The following is a 19799-nucleotide window of genomic DNA, read 5'->3' on the forward strand; positions in this document are numbered from 1 at the left end:
GTATCTACATCAATTTACAAGGCCATTGCGTTGAGAGCGGCAGGTCTGCGCCGATGTCACAACGGCCAGATCAAGGGGATCAGCAACGACGCCAGCAGTCCCACAGTCAGGTTCAGGGGGATGCCGACCTTCATAAAATCCACGAACCTGTACCCGCCTGGGCCATACACCATCATGTTCGTCTGATAGCCGATGGGCGTCGCAAACGAGGCCGATGCCGCAACCATAACCGCCACCACAAGTGGCCGCGGATCGATCCCAACCGCGTCACCCAACCCCATGGCAATTGGGGTCACAACAACGGCGACGGCATTGTTCGACACAAGCTCGGTCAGCACCGAGGTCAGCAAGTACACCGCCCAGATGATCAGGAAAGGCGGCAACGCGCTCAGGCCCGGTGCGATGGCTTCCACGATCAAGGACACGGCACCCGAACTGCTCAGCGCGGCGCCGATGGCCAGCATCGCAAAGATCAGCGCCAACAGGCGTCCTTCTACAAAAGAGAACGCCTCATCTGCGTCGATGCAGCGGGTCAGCAGAACAATTGCGACAGCAAGAACCGAAAGCAGCAGGATCGGCGCGACGCCCACCGCCGCAAGCGCGACCAGGCCGAGCAGAGACCCGATTGCAATCGGCGCATGGTTGCGCCGGAATGCCCGCGCGGACGGCTGGGTGACATCGACCATATCCATATCGGCTGCAAGTTTCTGGATGTCGGCTGGCGCCCCTTCAAGCAGCAATGTGTCTCCGACGCGGACGACCAGATCATCCAGTTGTCTGCCAATGTTCTGATTTCGCCTGTGAACCGCCAGCACGTAGACACCGTACCGGCGACGCAGACGCAATGCGCCCAGCGTGCGGCTCACCATGCGGCACCCGGGTGTGATCAGCACCTCAACCGTTTTGGTTTCGACAGCGGAAACCTGATCCACGCGTTTGAGTTCTTTGTTGCTTTGTAAGCTGAGCAGTTCAGTCATTTCCGTGCGCAGCACCACTCTGTCACCGACTTTCAAGGTGACGCCCTTGAGGTTGCGGCGCAGCGACTCGTCACCCCGGATCACGTCGATCAGACGTACACCGGGGCGTTTGAACAATTGCACGCCGGTGACCTCGCGCCCAATCAGATTGCTCTCGGGCGGGATCACCGCCTCGGTGAAGAACTTCATCTTGGATCTGTCGCTGAGCATCGACGCCATGCTGTCGCGTTCCGGCAGAAGACGCGGCGCAATGAACCGCAGGTAAACCATGCCGTAAATCACCAGAGCAATACCCAGCGGCGTGACCTCGAAAATGGTAAAGGCCTGCATGCCCTGCGCGCGGGCGACACCGTCCACCAGCAGATTGGTCGACGTACCGATCAGCGTCAGCGTACCGCCCAGAATGGCCGCATAACTCAACGGGATCAGCAGTTTTGATGCGGGCACGTTCAAGGTTCGTGCAATCTGCACAAAGACGGGGATCATCACGACCACGACCGGTGTGTTCGACACCACCGCCGAAGCAAACACGACAAATGCCATCAAAAGCGCGATTGCGATCCGGGGATTGACCTGCGCCTGCTTTTGCGCGGTCGATGTAAAGGCATCTAAAGCGCCGGTTCGGACCAGAGCCCCCATGATGATGAACATCGCCGCAATGGTCCATGGCGCGGGGTTGGACAAAACGGCCAGCGCGTTCTGATAGGGCAAGATGCCCGTGACCAGCATCAGGGCCACACCGCCGATTGCCACAACTTCGGTCGGATAGACCTCTCGCAGGAACATGATGAACATGCCCGCAACGATCACAAGCGCAAGAATTGCGCCGCCTGTCTCTGTCAGTGGTAGGAATTGCATTCGTGGTATTCTGTCCGAACCCTGGCCCAAGCGCCTGACCGGTAGTGTCCCGCATTGAACGCGGCAGGGCAAGCCTGATATCGTTTTACAGGCTGGCCTGTTCCAACCGACCTCCAATACGCACCATACGCACCGTCTTGGCGTGACCGTCGCGGTCATCCGTTTCAACGAACATACCGCTTAGCGTGGCCTCGCCATTGGCAGGCGTGAACCGGGCCTTGGGCATGCCGGTGATAAAACGGCGCATCGGCTCTTGCTTATCCATGCCGATCACCGAGTCATAATCCCCACACATCCCCGCATCAGTGAGATACGCCGTACCACCCGGCAGAATCTGAGCATCTGCCGTTGGAACATGCGTGTGAGTGCCAACAACCAAGCTGGCGCGTTTGTCGCAGTAGTGCCCCATGGCCATCTTTTCGGACGTCGCCTCGCAATGCATGTCGACGATGATGGCCTGCGCCTGACCCCCGCGCGGGTGGGATTTCAAGATCGGCTCGATGGCTGAAAACGGATCGTCAAAGGGCCGTTTCATGAACACCTGTCCAAGAACCTGAACGACCATCACCTTGCGGCCTCCGGGGGCCGTATAGAGGCGATGCCCACGCCCTGGAGCGCCCTTGGCAAAGTTCACCGGGCGCACGATGCGTGGCTCACTTTCGATGAATTGCAGCATGTCTTTCTGGTCGAAGGCGTGATCGCCCAAGGTCAGGCAATCTGCGCCCGCATCCAAAAGCAGTTTTGCGTGATCGCCGGTCAACCCCATACCGTTCGAGGCGTTCTCACCATTGACCACCACAAAATCCAGCCGCCAGTCGTCGCGAAGCCGCGGCAAATGCTGCTGAACGGCCGCGCGCCCTGCGCGCCCCATGACATCACCCAGAAACAGAATTCTCATATTTCGGGTCGTATTGGCTGTGAGTGGCAATAACAAGGCGCAACCGTGAAATATCCCCTATCTCGGCAAGGCTTGAAATCACGCGCGAATATGCCAACCTGAAAGCTATCCCAATTGATCCAGATGGAGTTTTTCATGAAACCGATTGTTCTGTCGATTGTTGCTGTTCTTGCCGCCACAAATGCCTCAGCACAGACCACGAAAACCTCGATGGCCAATCCCGCGGCCACGTTTTGTCTTGAAAACGACGGCGAGTACCAGATCCGCAAGAACGCCGACGGCAGTGAGTACGGTGTCTGTATTCTCTCTGACGGAACTGAAGTTGACGCGTGGGACTATCTGCGCAGTCATTTTGAGAACTGAAAAGGTCAGAATGTCAGCACGCGGCTTTCTGTGACGAGCATATCCAGCGGTTGGTCGGTCGGTTCCAGTGGCAATTCCTCTGCCTCCTGCGCGTCGAAGGCGAACCCGATAGCCAGCGTCGGGCGGTTCGCCCTAAGACCTTCCAGCGTGCGATCGTAAAACCCCCCGCCATAGCCCAATCGCCCCCCGCGCGCATCAAAGGCCACCAAAGGTACGATCAGAATTTCCGGGTCGAAATAGTCGTCGTCTACCGGAACTTTGGCCCCGAACGGGCCGTCCTTCAACGCGCCCTCGGGTGTCCAGCGGGAAAACCGCAGCGGCTGCCCGGCGCCCTGGATCACCGGCACCCCGACGGGCCCATATGCTGACGCTTCGGCCATGGTGGGCAGCGGATCAATTTCCGTCCGGATCGGCATATAGCCGGACAGTGGCACACCCCGATATCCAGCGAGAACCTCGGACAAGCGTCCTGCCGCTCCGGGCAGATGGGTTTCAAACGCCAGTTTACGACGGGCAAAGCCTGCCTTACGCGCCACCGATTTCACTTCCGCCAGATCGGTCACAGCAAAACCACGCTGGCAAGGCCAAGGAAGATAAAGAACCCCATGACATCTGTTGTGGTGGTGACAAATGTCCCGGACGCCAAAGCGGGATCAACACCGAGGCGATCAAGCACAACGGGGAACACGGTACCGGCAAATCCTGCGATGATCATGTTAACGACCAGGGCCGACCCGATCACAACGCCCAACAGGGGTGAGTCAAACCACACCATGCCGACCGTCCCCAGCAGGATGGCGAAACACAGCCCATTTAGCATGCCAACCAACAATTCACGCCGGATCACCCGAAAAACGTTTGAGCCCGTCAGGTCACGGGTTGCCAACGCTCGCACTGCAACCGTTAGGGATTGGGTGCCAGCGTTTCCGCCCATCGACGCCACTATCGGCATCAGAATGGCCAGCGCCACCAGCTGTCCAATCTCCGCTTCGAATTGTGAAATCACCAGCGATGCGCACATGGCTGCGCCGAGATTTACCGTCAACCAAGGCAGGCGCCTGCGGCTGGTTGCTGCAACACTGTCGGACAGCGAGCTTTCCTCGGCCACACCGGCAAGGCGCAAGATGTCTTCTTCGTGTTCCTCGTCCAAAACAACCATGGCATCGTCGATGGTGATCACCCCGACGAGACGGCCATCCGCATCTACCACTGGGGCCGAAATCAGGTGGTACTGGTTGAAGGCATAGGCGACATCCTCTTCGTCCTGATCGACGGGAATGACATGGAATTCCTCTTCTGTGATGTCATGCAACGGCACGTCGCGGCGGGTGGCCATCAGCTTGCCCAACGTTACCTGCGTCACGGGCTTTAGGCGCGGATCGACCAGAACCACGTGATAGAACTGCTCGGGCAGATCGTCATTGGCGCGCATGAAGTCGATGGCCTGACCCACCGTCCAGTGCTCGGGCGCCATGACGACTTCGCGTTGCATAAGGCGACCGGCCGAGTTTTCGGGATAAGCAAGCGCCTGCTCTGCCGCGACCCGTTCGGAATCTTCGAGGGCATCCAGAATGGTTTCCTGCTGCGGTTCCTCCAGATCTTCCAGCAGGTCAACAACATCGTCGCTCTCCATTTCCCGGACAGCTTCCGCCAACACATCCGGTTTTAGAACAGCGATGACCTCTTCACGCACCGCCTCGTCCAGTTCCGAGAGGATGTCGCCGTCGAATTCCTTGTCGTACAAACGGATCAGACGTGCGCGATCATAGGGATTGATCTGTTCCAGAAGGTCGGCGATGTCGGCCGGGTGCAGCGGCTCCATCAGCTCGATCAGCTTGGCGCGATCATCCACGTCCACCGCATATAGGATTGCCGCAACCGTCCGGCGATCCAGGGCATAGGCGTCGTCGTCCCGGGGCTGATCGGGTCTGGCCTCGTCACTGCCTGTGGTCATGCGCTGCCCCCTTGGTTCGGCGATTGGCCTTTAAATAGAAGAAGCAGCTACCGGAAAACAATGACAATGGTCCGATTTACCCACATCTTTCGCCTGCTTATGCTGTACGGCGGTCGCAAACGGGTGGAGAACAGGGCAAATGGCGCAAAAGACGCTTTTGAAAGGGCGCGTTCTGAGTTTCGATGGTTCGCCTTTCGAAGGTGAGCCAACCGATGCGGCCAGAATTCACGAAGCGGTTGTGATACAGGACGGGCGGGTGTCAGATATCGGCGCTGCTGACGCCATGACCCGGGCACATGCCGAAGCTGATGTTTTGGACTACGGCACGCGGTTGATCATGGCCGGTTTTGTCGACCCGCATGTGCATTACCCGCAGACCGCCATGATCGCGAGTTGGGGTAAGCGACTGATCGACTGGCTGAACACCTACACGTTTCCCGAAGAGATGAAGTTTGGCGATCCCGACTATGCAGCGGAAATCGCCAATCGCTACCTTGATCTGACCACTGCGCATGGGACAACAACCATGAGCAGCTTTTGCACGATCCACACCGAAAGCGTCGACGCGTTCTTTGCGGCCGCGCAGCAGCGTGGGCAGCGTGTCGTGGCGGGCAAGACCTGTATGGACCGCAACGCACCGGACGCGCTGTACGATACACCCCAGACAGCCTATGATCAATCGCAGAACTTACTAGAGAAATGGCACGGCGTAGACCGTCTTTCCTATGCGATAACGCCCCGGTTTTCGCCCACATCCACGCCAGAACAACTTGAGGCGCTGGGGGCGCTTTGGGCAGAGTATCCGCATTGTCTTATGCAAACACATCTGAGCGAACAGACCGATGAAATCGAATGGGTCCGATCGCTTTTTCCCAGCGCCCGCGACTATCTGGACACCTATGAGCAATTTGGACTGCTGGGTGCAGGGGGGCTATATGGGCATGTCATTCATCTGGAAGCCCGCGAACGTGACCGGCTGCGCGACGTGGGTGCCGCCTTGGTGCATTGCCCCACCTCCAACACCTTCATCGGGTCCGGTCTGTTTGACATGAACGGATTGATCCACGAGGGGCATCGCGTGGGACTGGCCACGGACACTGGCGGCGGATCCAGTTTTTCAATGTTGCGCACGATGGCGGCGGCCTATGAGGTGGGTCAGCTACGCGGTCGCCCGCTGCATCCTGCTCAACTGTTATGGCTAGGCACGGTCGGGTCAGCGCAATGCCTGCGCATGGATGACTGTATCGGCAATGTTGCACCGGGGATGGAAGCCGATTTCGTTATCCTGGACCTGGCATCCACGCCTGACATCGCCCAGCGCGAGGCTCATGCCAAAGACTTTTGGGAGGCCGTTTTTCCAACCATCATGATGGGTGATAACCGTGCCGTCTCCGAAGTCTGGATCGGCGGGCGGCGCGTTACCGTCTAGGCGCGCAAAGACTGCGCCAGCGCGTTTTGCCGCTCGATAACCCGTGGCAAATCCAGGGTCGTGATCTGACCATCCCGAACGATCTGGCGTCCCTCGACGAACAAATGCCTGACCTGCATCGGCCCGGCCAGCAGCAGCGCTGCCGGGTCCCAACTGCCCGCGCTTTCTATGCAGCGGGTGTCCCAGATGGCAATGTCTGCACGCTTTCCCGGCGCGAGGCGCCCGCAGTCCGGGCGGTTCAACACATCAGCACCCCCGCGCGTGGCAATCTCCAGCGCCTCTCGGGCAGACATGGCGTCCGCCCCGTTCGCCACACGTTGCAGTAACATGGCCTGCCGCGCCTCGAGCATAAGGTTGCCGTTGTCATTGCTGGCAGATCCATCCGCCCCAAGGCCCACCTTGACCCCTTGATCGCGCAACGTTCGGATCGGAGCAATACCGGAACCCAGACGACAATTGGAACAGGGGCAATGGGCGACCCCGGTTCCAGTTCTGGCAAACAGGTCAATTTCGACCCCGTTCAGTTTGACGCAATGGGCATGCCATACATCGGCACCGGTCCAGCCAAGGTCTTCGGCATATTGACCGGGCCGGCAGCCAAACTGCGCCTGCGAATAGGCGATGTCTTCTTCGTTCTCGGCCAGATGAGTGTGCAACATGACACCCTTATCACGGGCCAGAACCGCCGTGTCGCGCATCAGGTCGCGGCTGACCGAAAACGGAGAACACGGCGCCAAACCGATTCGGCACATGGAGCCCTCGTCAGCGTCATGAAAGGCGTCCACAACGCGGATCATGTCATTCAGAATATCGGTCTCTGCTTCGACCAGACTGTCCGGTGGCAGCCCTCCGTCGCTTTCACCGATGCTCATGGCCCCCCGGGTCGGGTGAAACCGGATGCCCAGTTCGGCCGCCGCTGCAATGGTGTCATCCAGACGGGCTCCATTAGGATAAAGATACAGATGATCCGAGCTGAGCGAGCACCCTGACAGCGCGAGTTCAGCCAGTCCGATCTGCGCGGACGTGAACATCTCCTCTGGTCCGAACCGCGCCCAGATCGGATAGAGCGTCTGCAGCCACCCAAACAACAATGCATCCTGCCCACCCGGTACGGCGCGCGTCAGGGTCTGATACAGATGGTGATGCGTGTTTACGAGGCCCGGTGTCACAACGCAGCCGTTGGCCTGATGGATTTCGCCGCTTGTTGTCAGATCCGGACCAATCTCAACAATCTGCCCGTCGCGCACCAGAATATCCGCGCCAGAAAGCTCGTGTCGGGCGTCGTCCATTGTCAGGATCGTATCGGCGTTCTTGATCAGAAATTCAGTCACTTGTGTCTCCTCGCAATGGCCCACTTCATGCAAGGAGTGCTTTGGCTAGCGGAAAGCAGGCACAAGAACCAACCGGTGCCCGTTGTAGGTGTTCCCGCCTTGGGCGGCAACAATTTTCAGAAACGGTTTAAGATGTCCAAAGCAGCGGCGTGGATATCGGCATTTGCTGCGGCCAATACCCTGCCCCCGTCATGCGCGGGTTTGCCCTGCCAATCGGTGACGACACCACCTGCTGCATGGATCACCGCTATCGGCGCCTGAATGTCATATGCGTTCAATTCGGATTCAATGACCAAATCGATCTGGCCCGCAGCAAGCAAGGCGTACGCGTAACAATCCATGCCATATCGTGTCAGTCGCACCTGTTCAGCAACCGCCTGAAACCCGGCCCGATCATCGGCCGTGCCAACTTCGGGATATGTCGTAAACAAAATGGCGTTGTCCAATTCCGTGGTCGTACGGGTTTTCAGAGTTGTCTTACCCGATGGCCCAACAACATGGGCAACGTCCGGGGAACCGACAAAACGCTCTCCGATATACGGCTGATCAATGACTCCCAGCACCGGCCCGTTCTGCAGACTCAGGGCAATCAATACCCCCCAAGTCGGTGTGCCGCTGATGAAACCTCTGGTTCCATCAATGGGGTCCAGCACCCAGCTTCGCCCACTGGTGCCTTCGACCTTGCCAAACTCTTCCCCGAAAACGCCGTCCTCAGGGCGGTGCCGCGCCAGTATATCCCGCATCGCTTCTTCAGCGGCGCGGTCGGCGACAGTGACAGGATCGAACCCGTCGGCAAGTTTGTTGGTGGTTTGCAGATCGGCCTGTCTGAAATAAGGAAGAATGGCTGAGCGCGCAGCATCAGCCATTTCCTCGGCAACTTCCAGATCGCTCAACGGGGTCTGTTTCATGCGCCACAGGTGCGGTCAGAACCCCTTTGAAGTCAAGCCTGTATTGTCAGGCGACGTCGCTCAGCACACGCGCCAGTTCGAACAGCCGACGACGCTGATTTTCCGGAATAGCGTAGTAAGACCGCACCAGATCCAACGCCTCTTTGTCGGCCATGAGATCCGCGGGAATCGACTTTTTGCCAGTGCCTTCTTTTTGCGTTTCTTCCAGGCCATCGAAAAAGAAGCTCACCGGTACATCCAATGCCTCGGCAATGTCCCACAGGCGGGATGCGCTGATCCGGTTGGCGCCGGTCTCGTATTTCTGGATTTGCTGAAACTTGATACCAACTTGCTGGGCCAACTGCTGCTGGGTCATGCCAATCAGCCAGCGGCGATGCCGGACGCGCTTGCCCACATGGACATCGACGTGATGGGTCATTGGTATTCTCCTTTAACTACACAAACATCTGTTCGGGATTTTGAAACATGCCGGACTACAGCATTAGTGAGCCGTCGTTAACCGCCCCCTAATCCGGACCGTGCCGCACCCCGCAACAGCACTGGACGTCAATATTGCCGCTTTTGGGGTTTTTTTCAACCCGGTTGAATCAGAGGGGCTGCACAAAGGTTTGCGGTTGTATCGTTCTGAAACATCGCCAATAGATTGTGCCCGCGCAGACCGGTCGGGCGATCCGGCAAGAGATGACAGATCTGGATATTCAAAACTCGATTGACAATTTTCGCCACCCGCGCGCCTATGAGCCAAAGAAATAGGGGGCTTGTATGCTGGCGTATCGCGTTCAATCCGAGGGGACCAAGCCACAACTGTGCGAGATGGACGTGCCTGTTCCCGGCGATGGGCAGGTTCGAATTGCCATTCGCGCATGCGGGCTGAATTTCGCCGATTTGCTGATGCAGAACGGCACCTATCAGGACACACCCCCTGCCCCGTTTACACAAGGCATGGAGATCGCCGGCATTGTTGACGAAATCGGAAACAATGTTTCGAATCTGCAACGCGGCAACCGAGTCGCGGTCTATTCCGGTCAGGGTGGGCTTGCCGAGTTTGGAGTTTTTGATGCCGCGCGAGCAATTCGCTTGCCCGAATCGACAGGTTTCGAAGATGCCGCCGCCATTCAGATTGCGTACGGGACCAGCCATATCGCATTGGATCATCGTGCGCGCTTGCAGGCCGGCGAAACGCTTTTGGTGACCGGCGCGGCGGGCGGCGTAGGATTGACGGCCGTTGAAATCGGCAAACTGATGGGCGCAACCGTGATCGCGCAGGCCCGCGGCCAAGACAAGTTGGACGTGGCGCAGGCCGCTGGTGCGGATCACCTGATCGATGCCTCCGAAGACCTGCGAGAGCGTGTCAAAGCCTTGGGCGGAGCAGACGTTGTTTACGATGCCATCGGTGGAGATGTGTTCAAAGCGGCGTTCCGGGCAACAAATCCCGAAGGCCGAGTGTTGCCCATTGGATTTGCCGGAGGAGACGTTCCACAAATCCCGGCCAATCATCTGCTGGTTAAGAACCTGACCGTGATTGGATTTTACATTGGTGGTTATCTGAACTTTCATCCCGAGATTGTTCGAGACAGTTTTGAAACCCTGTTCAGGTGGCATGCGGAAGATAGGATCAAGCCCCATATCAGCCACACATTGCCTTTAACCTCGGTGGAAAAAGGTCTGAACCTGCTCAAAGACCGAAAATCAACGGGCAAGATCATTATCACCCCGTGATGCGGCCTATCCGACCACAGCTTTCAACGGCGCACCACCCAACATACGGAAGTTCTGCCGCACGAGGGCAGCCAGGGCCTCAACCACAGCCCCGCGACCGGCATCCCCACCGTACAGGTTGATCTTATGTGCCGGCAGGTCCGGCAGAACGGAGTGGGCCTCAATCTGTTCCAGATGTGCGGCCTCGGTTCCATCCAGCATCGCATGAACAGCCAGATCGGCACTGACGGTTGCTTCAATGGTGCGATCATTTTCCGTCTCCACGGACAGTTCCCAGGGAATACCGGCGGCGTCCAGCGCCGCGATGACCTGTGGACGGAACAAACAGCGCCGTCCAAGCGCTAGGGGCAGCGGCCGCTTTCGCCATGCGGACCCTCCCGGCGCGCCGATCCACCGCAGCGGGAGTTCGGCGATTGTCTCCGCACCATCGGCCGTTGCCGGCTCGGTTGTGAGGATCACATCACATTCGCCACGTTTGTACATGTCTTTCAGTTGCAAAGAGTAGGAAGAGACCAGTTGCACCCGAACCCGTGGAAAATCCGCGTTGAACCGCTGCAAGACCCTTGGAATTGCCGGATAGACAATGTCATGGGGCACACCCAGAACAACTTCACCCTCAAAGGCCTGGTCGGTCAGCTTGGATATCACTTCGTCGTTGAGGGCCACCATACGACGGGCATAGGCCAGCAATTGTTCGCCAGAGGCCGTCAACGCAATTGTGCGCCCGCTCCGATCCAGCAATTCCAATCCCAGCAATTCCTCCAGCCGCTTCAGCTGCATCGAAACCGCAGATTGGGTGAGGTGCAAGAATCCTGCCGCCCGCGTGACGCCGCCCTGATCCGCAACCGCCACAAAAGAGCGCAAGGTGGTGATATCCAGATTTCGCATCTTCACGATCCCTTATGGGTGTCATCAAAAATATTCGTTTTTAAAATATGTCATGCCGCTCCATATAAATCAAGGAACTTGATGATACCCAAGTTTATCATCGCAGATTGAAGAAAGGACAATTGCTATGACCCAAATTGCAATCAACCGAGCTTGCAAACCCGCGAAGCGATCCGCTTTGGAACTGATCTGGCAAGCGGTTGCCCTGATGCGTCAACGCCGCAAGCTGGCCAGGCTGGATGATCGCGCATTGGATGACATCGGTGTGAGTCGTTCAGAGGCGGATGCCGAGGCCCGCCGCTTTGTCTGGGATGCGCCGCAATTCTGGCAGAAATGACACAATAACAGACCAGTAGCTCTGAAATGGCGGCCTGTTGACACAGGTCGCCATTTTTGTTGGGCGTTTTAGGCAGTTTTGCGCGAGAAACTCTTGAAACACAGCCTCCAGTTGCCGATATTTGCTTGGAAAGCGTCCCGCATCAGCAGGGCGCACTAAAGATATCTAAAGGGAGACCCTTTGATGGCACAATTTGACACGATCCGGACGGCATCCGGCGCGCGCGCCGCCGAGATCGATGAGGGCCTGCGCGCCCATATGAACAAAGTCTACGGCACAATGTCCGTAGGCATGCTGATCACATTTGCGGTGGCCTGGGCCGTTGGCTCGAGCCCGCAACTGCTATCGGTGTTCCGTGATCCTGTCACGCTGAGCCCTAATATTCTGGGCTGGATTATCATGTTCGCGCCTCTGGCGATGGTGTTTGGCTTCGGTGCCGCGATCAACCGTCTGTCGGCGGCTGGCGCTCAACTGTTCTTCTACACCTTCGCAGCAGTCATGGGCCTGTCGCTCAGCTGGATTTTCGTGGCGTTCACCGGCATGTCGATCGCTCAGGTGTTCCTCGTGACATCGATCGCCTTTGCGGGACTGTCGCTCTATGGCTACGTCACCAAGAGGGACCTGTCCGGCATGGGCACCTTCCTGATAATGGGTGTAATTGGTTTGGTTGTTGCCATGATCATCAACCTGTTCCTGCAGTCACCTGCGATCATGTTTGCCGTTTCAATCCTGGGCGTTCTGATCTTTGCGGGTCTGACAGCTTATGACACTCAGAAGATCAAAACTACATATCTGGAAATGGCGCATTCTGGAGATCAGGAATGGCTGGGCAAAGCGGCCATCATGGGCGCGCTGAGCCTCTATCTGGACTTCATCAACATGTTCATGTTCCTGCTGCAACTATTCGGCAGCCGAGAGTAAAACTCTCAAGACCAAGACACTTCTGAACCCCGTTTAACTGCTTGTTAAGCGGGGTTTTTTAAGGTCGAAAACTGCGACTTAAAGATCGATTGGCAAACCCGGGGCCGCGCCTAAACGGGTGAAGCCACGGCTTGAATAGCCTGCGAACGTCACTTGATGGCGTCCCAGACTTCTTGGACGACGCTGGCCACGGACATCACATCCTCGCGTGTCGTATCGAATTGACCCACTTGGACCCGTATGATCTTGCGGCCTTCAATGGACCCTTGCGTCAGGTAAATGCGCCCGTCATCGTTGATCGCATCAACCAGACGCTGCTGGGTTGCATCATCGCCCGGACAACGGAAAGAAAACAGGCTGAGGATCGGATCGGTTGCAATTTCGAACCCGCTCAGGGCGCCGATCTTAGCGCACAGCTCTTCGGCCCAGGCAACGTGATTTCGGATACGCGCCTGCAAGCCATCCAACCCGTAAGACCGGATCAGAAACCACAGTTTCAATGCCCGAAAGCGACGCCCCAGCGGGATTGTCCATTCCGAGTAGTTCGTCAACGCATCACCTGTCGTCTTCAGGTATTCCGGTTCAATCTTCAGCGTATTCAGCTGCGGCATGGCATCGCGCAGAAACTGGATCGAACAATCGAATTGTGCGCCGAGCCATTTGTGCGGGTTGAAAACGATGCTGTCATAGGCATCGGCACCCTTCCAGAACGCGTCGCGGAATTCCGGGCAAATCATGGCGGACCCAGCCCATGCGGCATCAAGGTGGGTGTAAAGATCATGGGCCTTCGCGACCTCGACCAAATCGGTCAGATCATCACAGGCCCCGACGCCCGTGCCGCCAGTGATTGCAATAACGCCAGCAGGGGTATGCCCTGCCGAAACATCCGCCCGGATCGCTGCATCAAGGTTCTGCGGATCCATTGAAAAGCGCGGCCCCTGCCCTGGGATTTTAACCAGATTGGCCTGCCCGATACCTGCCACCCAACAGGCGCGATCAATCGATGAATGCACCTGGTCAGAACAATAGATCCGCACATGCCCTTTGCCGGCCAACCCATCGCGGTTGCCCGTGAACCCGGTCGCACGCTCTCGCATTGTCAGAACGGCGGACAGTGTGGCAGAGGATGCGGAATCCTGAATGACACCGGTGAAGCCCTCGTCCAGCCCAAGCGCCTGCCGCATCCAATCCACCATCTTACCCTCGACCTCGGTCGCAGCGGGCGACGTCTGCCACAGCATGCACTGCGCAGCGACGGTGTTTACCAATTGCTCGGCCAACATGGAGGGCGGCGCGGCATTAGCAGGGAAGTAGGCGAAAAAGCGGGGGTGCTGCCAATGGGTCATTCCCGGCATCACAAGCTCTTCGAAATCGCTTAAAATCTGTTCCATATCCTCAGGCTGGGCGGGCGGCGCGTCGGGTAACTGCGCCGCGATCTCACCAGGTTTGGTTTGGGCCCGCACAGGACGGTCGCGCAACGTCTTGTGATACTGCGCGCCCCAATCCGCGATTTGTTTGCTCCATCCGGAGAATTCGTCCCAATCCATGCTCTATGTGTCCTTGACCCTACGCCTGTATTTATACTTGGCCAGCGCAAATTCATCGCGGCCCTGAGGCCCGCATTCAAGCCTAATACCCGAGGATTTGACACCGCAAAACGAAAAGGCCCCAACCGGCTGGGTCAGGGCAATAAGCTATTACGAAATTGAGTTGGTCAGCTACAGTTCAACGGAACTGCAAAACCAGAGCTGCGCTCCGACGAGCCTTTGCGATAGACGTCCCCAGCCGCCAGACACCCGGTGAACCGTTCCGTCTGACTGCCGAAACTGGCACCGACAGAGTTGTCGACGCGCGTGCTGTTGTCCCGGGTACGCAACACACCAAACAAGGTGCCGTTGACACTCACCGTGCTGAGAAACAGATTTGTGTCGCTGCCGGACAGCAAGACGGCACTTGTATCTGTCCGTCCGCCATTATCAATGGCGACACCTGCAACTTTCGACAGATCGACCTCGTCCGACAAAACCGAGACCGTCGGCAATTCAGCCAGTTCGGCAGGTACGTTTGTTGCCGACGGCAAAAAGGCCACGGCACCTTTGACGTCCGAAATAGTGCGCGGCTCGCCGTCAATTCCCGTAAACCCGACGCCTTCGCGGTTGAACGGGTCTTCACAGGCCGAGAGGGTCAGAACGGCGATTGTGGATAACAAGATTTTTTCATGACGGTCAACATTTTGTGGCGGTTTGCTCAACCGTACGTGTAGGCCGCGGCAAAAAGCAAGCCACAGGCTGGACGAATGGCCGCACGGCTGATGCGTCACTGCAACGGCGACGGGCCCGAATATCCTACCGCATCTGTCCAAAGCACAAAGAAAAAAGGGTCCCGCCTTGGCAGAACCCTTTGAAATGTCCGGACGGAATGGCAGATTACTTGATCTTGCCTTCCTTGTACTCGACATGCTTGCGAGCGACCGGATCGTACTTACGAACGGTCATTTTCTCGGTCATGGTACGCGCGTTTTTCTTGGTCACGTAGAAGTGGCCCGTGCCCGCGGTCGAGTTCAGACGGATCTTGATTGTCGTCGGCTTCGCCATGGTTGTCTCCTGCGTCCGAAAAGGCAGGGGCCTTTCGGTTGAATCCTCATGAGCGTGCGCTTTTACCCGGTAGCACGCCCGAGTCAAGGGCATTTGGCACCACGGATAGACCGGAGAGAGCGGGCGATATGGTGTCCTGTGCGACCCACGCGAGCAATGGGCACCAACAGCGCTACTCAACACGATAGTTCGCCCATCTTCAGAATCTTGCCTCATTCCTGAATTAGCCAACACTTCATGACACCTAAGAGCAGAGTGACCTAGCATGACATTTCGGATGATCCCTTTATCTTTGTTGGCTTTTTTGGGCGCGTGTGGGGATTCGATTTCCACCATTCCGATTCCACACACGCCAATTGGGTCCGAACCCGGTGCGAGCGGCAGTGCGGCAACACCACTGAACGGCTCTGCCACGACAACGTATCGACTGTCCCCGTCAGAGACTGTCACCGTCAAGAAAATCGACGAGGACACGACGGTCAAAACCTACGTTTTAGGCGCGCCGCCGCCGGCTGTGAATTTTGCAGCCCAAACACCCGGAACTGTTCCTGTTTATTCCGTCAACGCACGCAAAACCAACGCAAAGGCCGCGGCTGACGCCACAAAGAAGTCAATGCCGGGCAAGCCGATTCAGTTTGGAAAAACCAACACCCAACTAAGGCGTGTTGTCGTGAATGGTGCGAGCTATGGGGTGGTCAAGCCGGTTGGTTACGTACCGGGCCCTCTGTCGCGCAAATATGTGGCGTGGGAAAGAACGATGCTGCGCATCATTACGACAGAAACAGGGTGCAACATGAAGAAAGTACGGGATGGCGGTCTGGTTCAGGGTCTGTGGCAAAACTCATTCGTCATACCGCTTGACTGTTGACGCGACCCGAAAAGACATGCGCGGAGGGCCTGTAAGCCGGATCCTGTTCCGGGGTTGCCCCCTTCGATGACCATTCCTCTAGGCCGTGCATCGCTGCGCGGCTCAAGCTGCCAACCCGGTCCCTCTTGGCCAAGACACCCTTAGCGGCGGTATCGATTTGCACCGACCGGCCCGCGCGGGGACCCTATTTGGCATTGCTCCTGGTGGGGCTTGCCTTGCCGCCCCTGTTGCCAGGAGCGCGGTGGGCTCTTACCCCACCGTTTCACCCTTACCTTGGACCGAAATCCTTGGCGGTTTGATTTCTGTGGCGCTTTCCGTCGGGTTGCCCCGCCCGGGCGTTACCCGGCACCATTGTCTTGTGGAGTCCGGACTTTCCTCTCGGGCCGAGGCCCCAGCGGCCATCCGGCCCTCCGCGCAGTCGGGTGGGTATGCGGTAGCACAAACCACGTCAAGGGCTGACGAGGCGCAAGGGGCCAGCCCCTTCTTGGCCTACGGCCAATTCAACCCCGGGATATTTTTGGCCAGATGAAGATTGGATCAGAGTCAAAGCGGCTTATGCGCGAGTGCAATAAAGTCCTCCGGTTGCAACGGGCCTTTGCCCCATGGGCGATAGCGCAGACGGACGGCCGCAAGAAGAGTGTTGTCGTCGACTTCGGCGGTAAAACCCGCGTTCCGAGCCATCGCTCGGAACACGTCCACAGGCTTATCCTGTGGGCCATCTTCGTGGCCGCGTAGGGACGCCAGGTTCTGACGTTCCAACCGCTGCCAATCGAAACGCGGGCCTGGGTCAAATTTGCGCCCCGGAGCCATGTCGGAGTGGCCGATCACGCCATCGGGGGTTATACCCCATCTGGTCATGATTTGCCGCAACAGTCCGCCCAGCGCCGCCATCTGCGGCTCAGAGAAAGGGTGGGTCCCGGCGTTATCCAGTTCTATTCCAATCGAACGAGAGTTGATGTCGGTCTGACCGTGCCATTCCCCTTCACCGGCATGCCAGGCACGGTCTTCTTCCGTCACCATCTGCCAGACTGTGCCATCAGCGCCAATCAGGTAGTGGGCGGACACCTCAGTCTCGGGATCGCACAAACGGTCCAGCGCGGCCTGAGCACCTTCCATCGCCGTGTAGTGCAGAACGATCAACGATGGTCGCAAACGATCCCTGCGCGGGCCAAAATTGGGGGACGGATGCCAGATCGGCGAGCGTGGATCAGTTGCTGACGGCACTGCGGAACGGGCTGGGGTCCCAGCTGCAAGCATATCCGTCACCGTCCGGGTCCAAGCCTTTGCGGTCGCGTTGCGGTCCGCCACTGGACAAAAACTCGATCTGCGCCTGATCTGGTGAGGGGAACTGCGCGCAATTGCGCTGTGCCTTGGCCTGCAAGTTGAATCCAGCGCGGCTGTAAAGTTGAGTGCCCACCGGGTTTGATGTGCTCAATGCGTACTGCACGATATTTGGCTGGCCATCCGTTCCGCGTTGCGGAACAGCGGTTGGAGCGACAACTTCATAGGTCTGCCGGTTCTGTTCAATAAGTGCGGCATCGGATTCGATGGAACGACGGCCCGAGACGGCCTCAAAATCCTGTTCATCAGATATCTCTGTGCTGCTTACGGTCGGGATTGGTGCAGTTGCTTGTCCCGATGTGCTCGCCAGAGCAACGGCCGTCTGATTGGCGATGTCCGCATTTGAACCGGTCGCGGTCGCGTCCGCAGGGACCGTTCCGGGTGATCCAAGTGTCTCTTGCGACACGTCCGCAGGTGCGGGAAATGGATTGACCACACCGCCCTGCCCGGCCAATTGCGCCTCGCGTTGCGCCTGGTATTCCGGTGTGTTGAACCCGGTACCGGAGACCGGTGCAACGGTGTCGCATGCAGCAATGAAACCGATGGCCGGGATCAGAAGCCTAAAGCGCATTCAGTTGCTCCGTCTTTTGTTGTCCTGCGTGCTCTGAGGCTTACCACCATTTCCCGGGCTTGGCCACAAAACCGGCCGCGCCTTCCAGCGCATAAGCGGTGTTGAGCAACTCGCCTTCGTCCCACGGACGTCCGATCAATTGCAAACCAAGTGGCAAGCCCTGCTTGTCCAACCCAGCTGGAACCGAGATGCCGGGCAGACCGGCCAGGTTGACCGTGACGGTGAACACGTCATTTAAATACATCTGCACCGGGTCGGCCTCGGTCATCTCGCCCAGACCAAATGAGGCAGACGGTGTTGCCGGGGTCAGGATTGCATCGATACCGGCAGCAAATACATCTTCAAAGTCTTTCTTGATCAGCGTCCGGACTTTGCGTGCACGGTTGTAATACGCGTCGTAGAAACCTGCCGACAGGACATAGGTTCCGATCATGACGCGTCGCTGCACTTCGTGGCCAAACCCTTCGGCGCGGGTCTTTTCGTACATCTCGGTGATGCCGTCGCCCTGCGCCAATTTGGCCCGGCGGCCGTACCGCACGCCGTCATAACGCGCGAGGTTCGACGAGGCCTCGGCCGGGGCGATCACATAATAGGCCGGCAACGCGTACTTGGTGTGTGGCAGCGAGATATCGATCGTCTCGGCCCCGGCATCTTTCAGCATCGCGGCTCCATCAGACCAGAGCTTTTCGATCTCGGGAGGCATTCCATCCATACGGTATTCTTTGGGAATACCAATTTTTTGCCCTTGATGTCGCCGGTCAGCATGGCCTCGAAATTCGGGACAGCCAAGTCCGCACTGGTTGAATCCTTGGGATCATGGCCGCACATGGTTTCCAGCATGATTGCGGCGTCACGTACGCTCTTGGTCATAGGGCCAGCCTGATCCAACGACGATGCAAAGGCGACAATGCCCCAGCGCGAGCATCGACCGTAGGTCGGTTTGATGCCCGTGATGCCCACAAATGCGGCCGGTTGACGGATCGAACCACCGGTGTCGGTTCCGGTCGCGGCCAGACACAGGTCTGCCGAAACGGCAGACGCAGAGCCACCTGACGACCCTCCGGGGGTCAGCTGCGCATCATCGTTTCCACGCCGCCACGGGCTGACGGCATTACCGTAGACAGAGGTTTCATTCGACGAGCCCATCGCGAACTCGTCCATGTTCAGCTTGCCTAGCATCACGGCACCGGCATCGGCCAGGTGCTGCGACACGGTGGATTCGTATTCCGGCTTGAAGCCTTCGAGGATTTTCGAGGCTGCCTGCGACGGCACGCCCTTGGTGCAGAACAGGTCCTTGATGCCAATCGGCAGACCGCACATCGAGGGTGCATCCCCGCCTTTGATCCGCTCATCCGCCGCCTTGGCGCGTTCGATCGCGATCTCGGGCGTCTTGTGGACAAAAGCATTGAGCGCGTCGGCTTCCTCAATCGCCTTCAGGCATGATTCTGTGAGTTCAACCGACGTTACATCACCTGCACGCAGCGCATCACGCGCTTCGGCCAAACCTAGTTTGTTCAACTCGCTCATGTCTTACTCCACCACTTTGGGGACAGCAAAAAACCCCTCACGCGCGTCGGGAGCATTGGCCAGAATCTTGTCTTGCTGGTTTCCGTCGGTCACAACATCTGCGCGCCGCTTCAGGCGCATGGGTTCAACCGAAACCATCGGCTCAATACCGTCGATGTCCACCTCGTTAAGTTGTTCGATAAACCCCAGGATCGTGTTGAATTCCGAGGCCAGCGCCGGCAGCGCGTCATCCTCGACCTTGATCCGGGCCAGTTTGGCCACCTTGGCAGCGGTGCTTTGGTCAATCGACATGGAAATCCTCATATGCGTTAGAGG

The 19799-nt window shown here is 57.9% G+C and carries 20 protein-coding genes, 1 other RNA gene and 1 pseudogene; 6 read left to right on the forward strand and 16 right to left on the reverse strand.

Annotated elements, in window-relative coordinates; genetic code table 11:
* Positions 1 to 56: 56 nt before the first annotated feature.
* On the reverse strand, positions 57 to 1835 hold the full coding sequence (locus ACR3ES_RS18305; RefSeq protein WP_170433800.1) for an SLC13 family permease: 1779 nt from the start codon (positions 1833 to 1835) through the stop codon (positions 57 to 59).
* 85 nt (positions 1836 to 1920) lie between these two features.
* The gene (locus ACR3ES_RS18310) at positions 1921 to 2733 is read right to left on the reverse strand and encodes a TIGR00282 family metallophosphoesterase (protein WP_170433803.1); all 813 of its coding nucleotides are present in this window, start codon (positions 2731 to 2733) and stop codon (positions 1921 to 1923) included.
* Between the two features lie 135 nt (positions 2734 to 2868).
* On the opposite strand from ACR3ES_RS18310, the gene ACR3ES_RS18315 reads away from it, so the two are divergent.
* Entirely contained in the window at positions 2869 to 3096 is a 228-nt protein-coding gene (locus ACR3ES_RS18315; RefSeq protein WP_170433804.1) for a DUF333 domain-containing protein, read from the forward strand.
* Positions 3097 to 3101: 5 nt separating this feature from the next.
* On the opposite strand, the gene ACR3ES_RS18320 is transcribed toward ACR3ES_RS18315, so the two are convergent.
* Positions 3102 to 3659: a 5-formyltetrahydrofolate cyclo-ligase gene (locus tag ACR3ES_RS18320; RefSeq protein WP_170433806.1), complete on the reverse strand. Its 558-nt coding sequence runs from the start codon at positions 3657 to 3659 to the stop codon at positions 3102 to 3104.
* Positions 3656 to 5050: a magnesium transporter gene (mgtE, locus tag ACR3ES_RS18325; RefSeq protein ID WP_170433808.1), complete on the reverse strand. Its 1395-nt coding sequence runs from the start codon at positions 5048 to 5050 to the stop codon at positions 3656 to 3658. Before mgtE ends, ACR3ES_RS18320 begins: the two co-directional genes overlap by 4 nt.
* 139 nt (positions 5051 to 5189) lie before the next feature.
* Between mgtE and guaD the strand changes: the two genes are divergently transcribed.
* Positions 5190 to 6479, forward strand: a complete 1290-nt coding sequence (guaD, locus tag ACR3ES_RS18330; RefSeq protein WP_480424148.1) for a guanine deaminase — start codon at positions 5190 to 5192, stop codon at positions 6477 to 6479.
* Here guaD and ACR3ES_RS18335 read toward each other — a convergent pair.
* The 3 genes from ACR3ES_RS18335 to ACR3ES_RS18345 all read right to left on the reverse strand — a co-directional run bounded on the left by ACR3ES_RS18335 (position 6476) and on the right by ACR3ES_RS18345 (position 9136).
* On the reverse strand, positions 6476 to 7810 hold the full coding sequence (locus tag ACR3ES_RS18335) for an 8-oxoguanine deaminase (protein ID WP_170433812.1): 1335 nt from the start codon (positions 7808 to 7810) through the stop codon (positions 6476 to 6478). The genes guaD and ACR3ES_RS18335 overlap by 4 nt on opposite strands.
* A 116-nt stretch (positions 7811 to 7926) precedes the next feature.
* Positions 7927 to 8718 (reverse strand): histidinol-phosphatase, encoded by a 792-nt coding sequence (gene hisN / locus ACR3ES_RS18340; protein WP_170433814.1) that lies wholly within the window; start codon positions 8716 to 8718, stop codon positions 7927 to 7929.
* Between the two features lie 46 nt (positions 8719 to 8764).
* Positions 8765 to 9136: a helix-turn-helix domain-containing protein gene (locus ACR3ES_RS18345; protein ID WP_170433816.1), complete on the reverse strand. Its 372-nt coding sequence runs from the start codon at positions 9134 to 9136 to the stop codon at positions 8765 to 8767.
* A gap of 344 nt (positions 9137 to 9480) precedes the next feature.
* Between ACR3ES_RS18345 and ACR3ES_RS18350 the strand changes: the two genes are divergently transcribed.
* Positions 9481 to 10437, forward strand: coding sequence for an NADPH:quinone oxidoreductase family protein (locus ACR3ES_RS18350; RefSeq protein WP_170433818.1), 957 nt, complete (start codon positions 9481 to 9483; stop codon positions 10435 to 10437).
* A gap of 6 nt (positions 10438 to 10443) precedes the next feature.
* Here ACR3ES_RS18350 and ACR3ES_RS18355 read toward each other — a convergent pair whose 3' ends face one another.
* Positions 10444 to 11325, reverse strand: coding sequence for a LysR family transcriptional regulator (locus ACR3ES_RS18355; protein ID WP_170433820.1), 882 nt, complete (start codon positions 11323 to 11325; stop codon positions 10444 to 10446).
* 127 nt (positions 11326 to 11452) lie between these two features.
* On the opposite strand from ACR3ES_RS18355, the gene ACR3ES_RS18360 reads away from it, so the two are divergent.
* Together ACR3ES_RS18360 and ACR3ES_RS18365 are read left to right on the forward strand one after the other, a co-directional pair.
* The gene (locus ACR3ES_RS18360) at positions 11453 to 11662 is read left to right on the forward strand and encodes a YjiS-like domain-containing protein (RefSeq protein ID WP_170433822.1); all 210 of its coding nucleotides are present in this window, start codon (positions 11453 to 11455) and stop codon (positions 11660 to 11662) included.
* A gap of 183 nt (positions 11663 to 11845) precedes the next feature.
* The gene (locus ACR3ES_RS18365; RefSeq protein ID WP_170433824.1) at positions 11846 to 12583 is read left to right on the forward strand and encodes a Bax inhibitor-1/YccA family protein; all 738 of its coding nucleotides are present in this window, start codon (positions 11846 to 11848) and stop codon (positions 12581 to 12583) included.
* A 149-nt stretch (positions 12584 to 12732) separates the two neighbouring features.
* Here ACR3ES_RS18365 and ACR3ES_RS18370 read toward each other — a convergent pair whose 3' ends face one another.
* From ACR3ES_RS18370 to rpmG, 3 genes are all read right to left on the reverse strand, one after another.
* Positions 12733 to 14130: a pyridoxal-dependent decarboxylase gene (locus ACR3ES_RS18370; RefSeq protein WP_170433826.1), complete on the reverse strand. Its 1398-nt coding sequence runs from the start codon at positions 14128 to 14130 to the stop codon at positions 12733 to 12735.
* 167 nt (positions 14131 to 14297) lie between these two features.
* On the reverse strand, positions 14298 to 14792 hold the full coding sequence (locus tag ACR3ES_RS18375) for a hypothetical protein (protein WP_480634738.1): 495 nt from the start codon (positions 14790 to 14792) through the stop codon (positions 14298 to 14300).
* A gap of 217 nt (positions 14793 to 15009) precedes the next feature.
* Positions 15010 to 15177, reverse strand: coding sequence for a 50S ribosomal protein L33 (gene rpmG / locus ACR3ES_RS18380; RefSeq protein ID WP_005630270.1), 168 nt, complete (start codon positions 15175 to 15177; stop codon positions 15010 to 15012).
* A gap of 277 nt (positions 15178 to 15454) precedes the next feature.
* On the opposite strand from rpmG, the gene ACR3ES_RS18385 reads away from it, so the two are divergent.
* The gene (locus ACR3ES_RS18385; protein ID WP_170433830.1) at positions 15455 to 16045 is read left to right on the forward strand and encodes a hypothetical protein; all 591 of its coding nucleotides are present in this window, start codon (positions 15455 to 15457) and stop codon (positions 16043 to 16045) included.
* 16 nt (positions 16046 to 16061) lie between these two features.
* On the opposite strand, the gene rnpB is transcribed toward ACR3ES_RS18385, so the two are convergent.
* The 5 genes and pseudogenes from rnpB to gatC form a co-directional block, all read right to left on the reverse strand.
* An RNA gene (gene rnpB / locus ACR3ES_RS18390) (RNase P RNA component class A) lies at positions 16062 to 16459 on the reverse strand.
* Between the two features lie 129 nt (positions 16460 to 16588).
* Entirely contained in the window at positions 16589 to 17302 is a 714-nt protein-coding gene (locus ACR3ES_RS18395) for an N-acetylmuramoyl-L-alanine amidase (protein WP_170433832.1), read from the reverse strand.
* Positions 17253 to 17957 carry a hypothetical protein gene (locus ACR3ES_RS18400; protein ID WP_170433834.1) on the reverse strand — a complete coding sequence of 235 codons (705 nt, stop codon included), beginning with the start codon at positions 17955 to 17957 and terminating at the stop codon, positions 17253 to 17255. Before ACR3ES_RS18400 ends, ACR3ES_RS18395 begins: the two co-directional genes overlap by 50 nt.
* Before the next feature lie 40 nt (positions 17958 to 17997).
* Positions 17998 to 19484, reverse strand: a pseudogene (gene gatA / locus ACR3ES_RS18405) (Asp-tRNA(Asn)/Glu-tRNA(Gln) amidotransferase subunit GatA).
* A gap of 3 nt (positions 19485 to 19487) precedes the next feature.
* Positions 19488 to 19775 carry an Asp-tRNA(Asn)/Glu-tRNA(Gln) amidotransferase subunit GatC gene (gene gatC / locus ACR3ES_RS18410; protein WP_170433838.1) on the reverse strand — a complete coding sequence of 96 codons (288 nt, stop codon included), beginning with the start codon at positions 19773 to 19775 and terminating at the stop codon, positions 19488 to 19490.
* Positions 19776 to 19799 lie beyond the last annotated feature (24 nt).

This window comes from Ruegeria sp. B1 (genome assembly GCF_056535885.1).